Source organism: Imhoffiella purpurea, assembly GCF_000585215.1.
GTDB lineage: Bacteria > Pseudomonadota > Gammaproteobacteria > Chromatiales > Chromatiaceae > Imhoffiella > Imhoffiella purpurea.
On sequence record NZ_AONC01000051.1, the window covers coordinates 1 to 8,288 of the forward strand.

Sequence of the window (8,288 nt, forward strand, 5' to 3'; positions counted from 1 at the left end):
CTTTCATGAAGCAGAAAGACATCGCCGCACTACTCGACGAGCCGGCCTGCGTTCATAACGCGAAGGGCAAGACCGGCTGCGCCAAGCCCAAGTCGTGCGCCACGGCAGGCGGCTGCACCTTCGACGGGGCCCAGATCGCACTGCTCTCGATCGGCGACGTCGCCCATATCGTGCATGGCTCCATCGCCTGCGCGGGCAAATCCTGGGACAACCGGGGCGCCCGCTCCAGCGGCCCCACGCTCTTCAAGATCGGCATGACGACCGACCTGACCGAGCAGGACGTCATCATGGGCCGCGGCGAAAAACGGCTCTTCCATTCGATCAAGATCACTTGAGGCTGGAGTTCAAAAGCGGAAGCGATCCCTGCCAGGGCAAGCGCAACTAGCTGACCAAGCGCCAGATCAGGCACCGCCAGCGGCTGAAGAAGTTCACCAGCTGCAAGCGTTGAGAACCACCTTATATACTTGGGTGAATGCTGGACTGCTACTTTCCCTCCCATGCAAACCACCGAAGAACGCAGCGCCTTGATGCGCCGTGTCCGAAGCAAGGACACCAGGCCCGAGATACGCTTGCGAAAGGCGCTACACGCCGCGGGGGTTCGATTCCGGCTCCACGACCGGCGATTGCCGGGACGCCCCGACCTCGTCCTACCCGGGCGGCGTCTGATCATCTTCGTCCACGGCTGTTTCTGGCACCGCCATGAGGGCTGCCCGAGAACGACCACGCCCAAGGCGAACAACGCCTACTGGATGCAGAAGTTCGCCGAAAACACGGAACGTGATACCCGCAAGACCGATCAGCTCCGCCAGAGCGGCTGGAAGGTCAAGGTCGTATGGGAGTGCGAGATCCTCGACGACGCGACCTTGGACGAGATCGTCCGTGAGGTCGCAACGACCCCGAAAGTGCGGCCTTGAGCTCAAATACCATCGTTGGCTTTGACACCCGGTCGATCCCGCAAGCCGCGCCAGTCGTGGGTCGCATGCGGCCACAGCACATCGACCTCCACGCCGTAGATGTCGGCAACTCGTTCGGTGAAACCAACGCGATCTCCCGCGGCGCTGCTCTCCGCAAGACCTTGCCGATTCTCTCGTGACAAAGCGTCCCACTGCGGCAACGGCAGACGCGATAGGAATCGCTTGTAGCAGCGCTTGCAGCCACCCCGGATCCGAGGCGCGATGCAGTCCATCACCGCCCCGAGCACGCCGGATGCCAGCAAGTCCCTCAAGACCGACAAGGGCCAACGCTCGGAAAAGATCGCGTAGAGACTGTGGGAAGGTACGCGGCCATCCTCGTCCAATGCAATTTTGAGATCGCAGTAGATCTCGGGGACCAGAATCTTGTCTCTCGCCCAGAGGCTTCGATCCACCCGGTCGATGGTTCGATACCAGCGCTCCGTGTCTTTGTCTCTCTTGACGCAAGCGCGTCCTTCGAGATGCGGCCTGAAGCGCGCGAGGTGCTTGGCTGTCCTTGGATATCGCTGCAGATCGATCAGACCACCGCCGGGAGAGTGGACGCTGATCACCTGCCCCCCCTCCCAGGCGATGCCATCGCCGACGATCTCGCGCGAACGCAGGAAAGGAATCAGAAGCTCTTCCTCGACATCGAGCGCCCCGCCGACGAACGCCTTATCGTGCCCCAATGCCGGACCGACACGGATCTCGCAGCCCGCTTGCATGATCGATGGCAACCGGGACATCCATTCCTCGACGATCGCACTCGTGGCTTCGTCCCTCGAATGAAACCCTGTCGGACGCCTTTCGTTTCCGGTATCTGCACGGGTCAGAAAGGCGATGAGTGGATAGGTAGAGACCGGGGCCTGGAAGACCTCGCGCGCATTCACCTTTTCGACACGATCGATGCGAACCTTCCGCAACCACTGTTCCCTGAACCTCTCGGCATAGGCCGCATGCATCCACCGGTCGGAGGAGAGCAGAGCCAGGCGGCCACCATTCGCGGTCAAATCGATCATCTTCGCGATGAAGGCGACGGAAAGATCCCCCGAGGTCCATGCCAGAGGAAGGCGAGAGCGATAGGTCGCGGACAGACCCTGCGGCAACTTGCTCCATCGCAGATAGGGGGGGTTGGCGACGACATGGGTGAAGGTGGCATCCTGGAAATCGCGCAAGAGAAAATCGTCATTGCGCAGCCAGTCATCCTGCAGGCGCATCGACAAGGCATCATCGATCCCCATCCGCAACAGGGTCGCCCCGACGGCCTCCCTCGCCTTCAGAAAGGCCGGCCGATGAACCTCCACACCGAGGAGACGTCCTCCGAGCGTGTCGGATGTCAGGGGTGTTCCGGTACGCTTCAGGGAGGCGATCAGCGCCTCGACGGCAGGAACGATGAATGCGCCCTCGCCGATGCAGGGATCCAGAAACCTGGCCTGGGACAAATCCTCCCGCTCGCTCCAGCCGATGTTTCCGAGCATCGACCTCGCCGTGCTATCCTTCGTGAAAATACCGCAACGGTCATGGAGCTCGGCGGTTTCCCGCAAGGACATGCTATCCCGCGCACCAACAACGTCTAATGCTGTGATCTCGCTGCCCATGCGTACTCCGGCACACACCATCCAAACCGACCCGAACTCGGCATCATAGCGGCTTCCTCGGTCCAGGTCGCGGAATCGAGCGCGAGACGCCGGTTCGGGCATACCGCACCTCGAGTCCAGCAGGCATCCTCGAAACGGCTCATGGCAAAATTCACCGTCGACACCCAGCTCTTTCGCGAGCTCGGCGAACTCCTCGTCGGACGCGAGTCGACCGCGCTCGTCGAACTGATCAAGAATGCCTACGATGCCGATGCCAGCGCCGTGATGGTCGAGGGAAGGCGACTGAGCGACCCGGACAAAGGCGAGATCAGGATTTCGGACAATGGCGTGGGGATGACTCGCGAGGAGTTCGGGAAGGGGTTCCTGCGCATCGCCACCCGCGGCAAATCGGAAGGAACGAGGCGGTCGCCGGTCTACGATCGTCGCTATACCGGCGAGAAGGGGATCGGACGCCTGGCACTCCACAAGCTGGCGCGCCGGGTCGAGATCCGCTCGCAGAAGTGGGATGGCACACCACCGACCGGCATCCAACTGCCAACGGGCAGCGACGACCTCTACGCCAAGATCGATTGGGATGCGATCGAGAGGTACCAAACGCTCGACGAGCTCGAGGGCTCCGATGCCGTCTTGGTCGAACCACTGCCTCCCGACATGCATCGTTCGGGTGCCGGAACCAGCATTCGTCTCACCAAGCTGCGGAAGGCATGGCCCGAACGAAAGATCACGAAGTTCCACGATGACGTTGCGACACTCGTTCCGTCCCCTGTCCTGATCGAGCCGATTCCAGACGGAATCCTCACGGAACCACTGTTCCTGCCTAGGCCCCGGGTCCGCGATGCCGGCAATCAGGAGGCAGGGGAATTCCAAATCAAGCTGTTGGGAGATCTTGCCTATTCGGAGAGCATGGGCGCGAGCGTCGCTGCATCGGCTGGCTGGATTCTGGAGATCGAGTGCAATACCGATTCGGCTCGTTACCATATCGTTCCGACCCTCGAGACCCGTCAACGCTTTCCTAACGCCGAAGCCATCGATTTCGCGATCGATCTGCCAGAGAACATGCCTCACCCCGCCTTTCATGCCCGGATAATGCAGATTTCGGGCAAGGTCTGGGACAAACGCCACCAAGGTATTCGCGTGTACATGGAGGGCTTCAGGGTATTGCCTTACGGCGAATCCTCCGACGATTGGCTTTTGTTGAATTACGACTACACGAATCGGGCCAAAGGCTTTCTGCGAAGATTGAAGACCGATTTCGACGATTTTTTCGTCGGCGACCCGGAAGAGCAGAAGGTCTTTCAAGGCAATGCAGCCTATTTCGGCGGTGTCTTCCTGACCCACCGAGGAGCCCCGAGCCTTCAGATGCTCGTCAACCGAGAAGGCTTCTTGCCGGGTCCGGCACTGGAATTCCTGAGAGAGCGTATCCGGCTCGGCACGGACATGTTGGTTCGGGTGCGCTACGCGGCCACCAAAGAGGTCAAGCGGGCCCGCCGTCGCGAAGCCTCGCGCCAGCAGCAGGCGGTAGAGCAGGCGGACGTGCGCGATCAGCCGAGCGCCTGGTCCATCGGCCAAAGCCTCCGGGAGGCCAACGAGGCGATCGCAGAGGCGCGAGCGGCGATCGCGACAGGCAGGGTCGAGCTTGCACAAGCAGCCATGGAACGTAGTGGCGACCCACTGACGAAGGTCGAAGAGCGCTTTCAGGAGGTTGCGGCGGAGGCTGGAATGTTCAGGGTGCTTGCGTCCATCGGCACCGAGCTGGCCGCCTTCACCCATGAGATCAACGGCCTGCTCGGAATGGCCGTCGGGCTGACGCGTCAGCTCGACGGCATCTTGCAGATGGACGGTTTGCCCCCCGGTCATCGCCGGGAATTGAAGAAGGCACGAGAGACGGCGCAGGACTTGCGGCAGAATCTCGAGCGCCAAGCGGTCTATCTGGTCGACATCACCTCGATCGATGCCCGGCGGCGCCGATCCCGCCAGGGCATTCGCGACCGTTTCGAGGCGGCCAGTCGCTTGATTCGTCATGCCGCGGAGAAACGCGACATCGCCATCGTCAATGCCATCGAGGAGGATTTGCGGTCCCCGCCGATGTTCCCGGCGGAGCTGACGGCCGTCTTCACCAATCTATTGAGCAATGCCGTCAAATTCTCCAGAAAGGGTGGCCATATCGAAGCGACGGCGTACGCATCACCGGATGGCGAGATCGGCATCCGCGTCGAAAACACGGGTGCCCGAGTCGAACCGAGAGGCTCGGAGAAGTGGTTCGAACCCTTTCGATCGACGACGACGCAGGTGGATGCCGCTCTCGGCCAGGGCATGGGGCTGGGTCTGACCATCACGCGCAGCATCCTCGATGAATACGGCGCACGAATCGCCTTCGTCGACCCTTCGCCCGGGTTCGATGCAGCTATCCAGATCGTATTTCATACGAACCGAATCCAGGAGAGCCCATGAGCGATCCAATCCTCTACATCGACGATGACCTCCCGACCGGCCTGCCCAGACTGAAAGCAAATGGATGTACCGTTCGCGAAAAAGGCCCCCGTGACGTGGCCGATGACGAAGCCATCTCAGCAGTCTTGCAGGATACGAAGATTGTTCTCATGGACTACGGTTTGCACGATCAGGACGCATCATCCTCTGCGCCGCTCGATGGTCTGGAGCTTCTGGAGCGGTTTCGAGCGAAGATCCGGCGACACCACGACCAAGGTGCGAGCGTGCCACTGCTGACCATCTATACCCATCAGGTCGCCCGACTCGCAGAGCAACTCGATGATTGCCCGGTGGCCCCGTACATGCTTGCACGGCGAGCGAACGTCGACTGGATATTCGACAAGCAGCTCCCCTCGGATACCGAAGATACGCTCGGGATACAGCTCCAAGGCATGCTGGATGCATTCGACCTAGACATAGGCAGCCCCGAGGAGTCAGTCGAACGGCAGCTCGGCACCTTCCTGGAATTGCCGAACGAAACGAATTGGGAGGACCTGGCCCTGGAACAGGTACTGGACACACGCCCCCCTGTCCAGAAAGACCTTTCACCTCCAGGTGCTCGGGTACGCATGATGAGATGGCTGCTTCAGGAAGCCCTGCCGTTTCCGAGCTGCTTCGTCGGCTTGGATACAATTGCTGTTCGGTTACATCTAGACCCTGACAGTCTATCTGCTGCGCTCGATCGAAACCCTGACTCAAGCCTTGCCACGTGTCTAGAAGGAGCCCGTTATTGCGGACCGCTTGCCAGCTTCTTCCCGACGAGATATTGGAAGGCAGGCGTAGACGCCATCGTGTGGAATATGACCGAAGGCCGCTCCCCCGCGAACGCTGCCATTCGGCAGATGATCGCGGACGCGATCGGAGAAAAGGCCCAACCGATCGAAGTCGCAGATCCCGTTCTCGTCGTATCGACTGACACCTTCGAGCTCACAGGACAAGTCGCGTCGATAGACGCGGCTGTCCAGATCCAAACCGACTTCTGGCCACCCACCATAGAGCCCCCTTGGGTGCGAATCGACGATATTGCGAGAGATCGAAAGCTCCGAGCAATTGTCGTGAGCAAGGATAGGGATCGCATCGGAGAGGACGGCGTGTAATGGGGATGCGATTCAACGTAGCAGATCTGCAACGGCAATTCAGGGAACTCGAGACGATCGCAGGGAGATTTCTCCGGCGGGGCTCCGAAAACAAACTATCGGCTGCAGCCGATCAGCTGGATATGATCGCGCGCAATAAACATGAGACCAGAAACTGGCAGATCGACGACCCTTTACGGACCATCTTGAGCAACGGCGACTGCGAGAGAGATGGGAGGGGTAAGAAGCTGGCGGGATGCCTCAGCTTTGTATGGACCATGCGAAGTGCCGGAAACAACGTGGTAGAACTCGTCGACGACGGTAAGGCGTCCACCGTCATATCCATCCACCAGATCATCGATGAAGACCCTGCCTCCACGATGGATTGCGAGAGCAACTGCATTCAGAAGTGGAACATCGACGTAGTCACGAGCACTGGCGCCCCAGGACCTACGTTCCACGCACAAGTCGCAAACAAAGAAAATGTTCCTGTTCCACGATTACCGTCGCTATTGATCTCTCCCGCAGATTGTCTCGATTACCTCCTGGGTGAGCTATTTCAGGACCGCTGGCGCGAACACCAGATTGGGCATACGCGGATACGCAGCTTCTCGAGGTCGCAGCAGAAACGCTTTCGGGCTCTGTTAGAGGAGCATTTGGTTTGGCTGGATGACATCGGAGACTGCTCTGCATGGTCATCGCTGAAGAGTCAGCGACCCAGTGAAAACCTATTTCTCTCACGATGAATGCCTCGAACCAGACCCTGCACGTCGCCGGCCTCTTCGCCGGAATAGGCGGCTTCGAAATAGGGCTTGCACGAGCCGATCACCAGACGGTCCTCCTCTGCGAAAAAGACGAAATGGCCCAACTCGTTCTGAAGGAAAAATTCAGGAACATTCCCCTGTCTGCCGATGTTGCAGATCTCGCGGCACTTCCAGACGTCGACCTCGTCTGTGCCGGTTTCCCCTGTCAAAATCTGTCGATGGCCGGCGACAAGAAGGGCCTCGCGGGGGCCAAGAGCGGTATCGTCAGCCATTTGTTCCGGCTCCTCGAAGGGCAGCGCGTTCCCTGGGTGGTCATCGAGAACGTCTACTTCATGCTGCACCTGCAAAACGGCAGCGGCATCGCCGGCGTCCTCGACCCTCTGGAAGCGCTCGGTTACCGTTGGGCCTATCGCGTCGTCGACAGCCGATCCTTCGGGCTGGCCCAGAGACGTCGACGCGTATTCATCGTCGCCTCCACGTCGAACGACCCTCGCCAGGTATTGTTGGCGGATGAAAGAGTGGACAAGTCCCTACCGCAGGTAGATCTCGGGCATCCGATCGGATTCTATTGGACGGAAGGAAAAAGTGGACATGGTTTGACGGGCAACGCCATCCCACCGCTGAAGGCCGGTTCGGCCCTCGGAATTCCTTCGGCTCCCGCTGTTCTGCTGCCGAACGGGCGAGTCGCTGTCCCCCCGATTCAGGTGGCCGAAACGCTGCAAGGATTCGAAACCGATTGGACCGCAGCCCTCGATCAAGCGGGCTGCGGACGCTATCGCTGGCGTTTGGTAGGAAACGCGGTATCGGTTCCGGTTGCCGAATGGATCGGTCGTAGACTGCAGGCACCCGCTTTCTACGACGCCAGCCAAGACCGGCCGTTGCCTGCCGGAGCGAAATGGCCGAACGCAGCCTGGAACATGGGCACTGGGCGCCACGCATCAGGAGCCAGCGCATTTCCCGTCGAAACGCCGTTGGGCCGGCTTGCGGACATGGACACGAACGACTGGCCGGATTTGTCCGAAAAGGCGCTCGGAGGCTTCCTTCGAAGGGCCAGAGCCAGCAATCTTCGATATCCAACGGGCTTTCTCGATGCCCTCGAATCTCACCTGGCTAGACTCGCAGTGTCATCGATTGCCGGACTACGGACCGGCGAACGACATATCCGCTGACCAGATACCTCTCCCGCTTTGTAGCAGTTGCTGCAATCCATGCGATTGTAGGGAACACAACAGACCAACGCGGCATTTTACCCTTCAAAAACAAACAAATAAATATTGGCATAGGCTCTGCATGACAATTGTCATACGAATGCCTTCGGGAGCCTTTCATGAAGCAGAAAGACATCGCCGCACTACTCGACGAGCCGGCCTGCGTTCATAACGCGAAGGGCAAGACCGGCTGCGCCAAGCC

General features: G+C 59.9%; 5 protein-coding genes and 1 pseudogene. 5 read left to right on the forward strand and 1 reads right to left on the reverse strand.

The genetic code is table 11. The features are described from left to right. Positions 1–5: 5 nt before the first annotated feature. Positions 6–326, forward strand: a pseudogene (locus D779_RS15795) (nitrogenase component 1); the annotation flags it as partial. 171 nt (positions 327–497) lie between these two features. Then, on the forward strand, positions 498–914 hold the full coding sequence (locus D779_RS15800; RefSeq protein WP_043755928.1) for a very short patch repair endonuclease: 417 nt from the start codon (positions 498–500) through the stop codon (positions 912–914). A 2-nt stretch (positions 915–916) separates the two neighbouring features. On the opposite strand, the gene D779_RS15805 is transcribed toward D779_RS15800, so the two are convergent. Beyond that, on the reverse strand, positions 917–2,548 hold the full coding sequence (locus tag D779_RS15805; protein ID WP_157726429.1) for an Eco57I restriction-modification methylase domain-containing protein: 1,632 nt from the start codon (positions 2,546–2,548) through the stop codon (positions 917–919). Between the two features lie 141 nt (positions 2,549–2,689). On the opposite strand from D779_RS15805, the gene D779_RS15810 reads away from it, so the two are divergent. From D779_RS15810 to D779_RS15825, 3 genes are all read left to right on the forward strand, one after another. Then, on the forward strand, positions 2,690–4,999 hold the full coding sequence (locus tag D779_RS15810) for a sensor histidine kinase (protein ID WP_043755931.1): 2,310 nt from the start codon (positions 2,690–2,692) through the stop codon (positions 4,997–4,999). Further along, the gene (locus D779_RS15815) at positions 4,996–6,135 is read left to right on the forward strand and encodes a hypothetical protein (protein WP_043755933.1); all 1,140 of its coding nucleotides are present in this window, start codon (positions 4,996–4,998) and stop codon (positions 6,133–6,135) included. The genes D779_RS15810 and D779_RS15815 overlap by 4 nt, the downstream gene beginning before the upstream one ends. Positions 6,136–6,856: 721 nt before the next feature. Next, a complete protein-coding gene (locus D779_RS15825) occupies positions 6,857–8,047 on the forward strand; it encodes a DNA cytosine methyltransferase (RefSeq protein WP_052348190.1) in 1,191 nt (396 codons plus the stop codon). Positions 8,048–8,288: the final 241 nt, after the last annotated feature.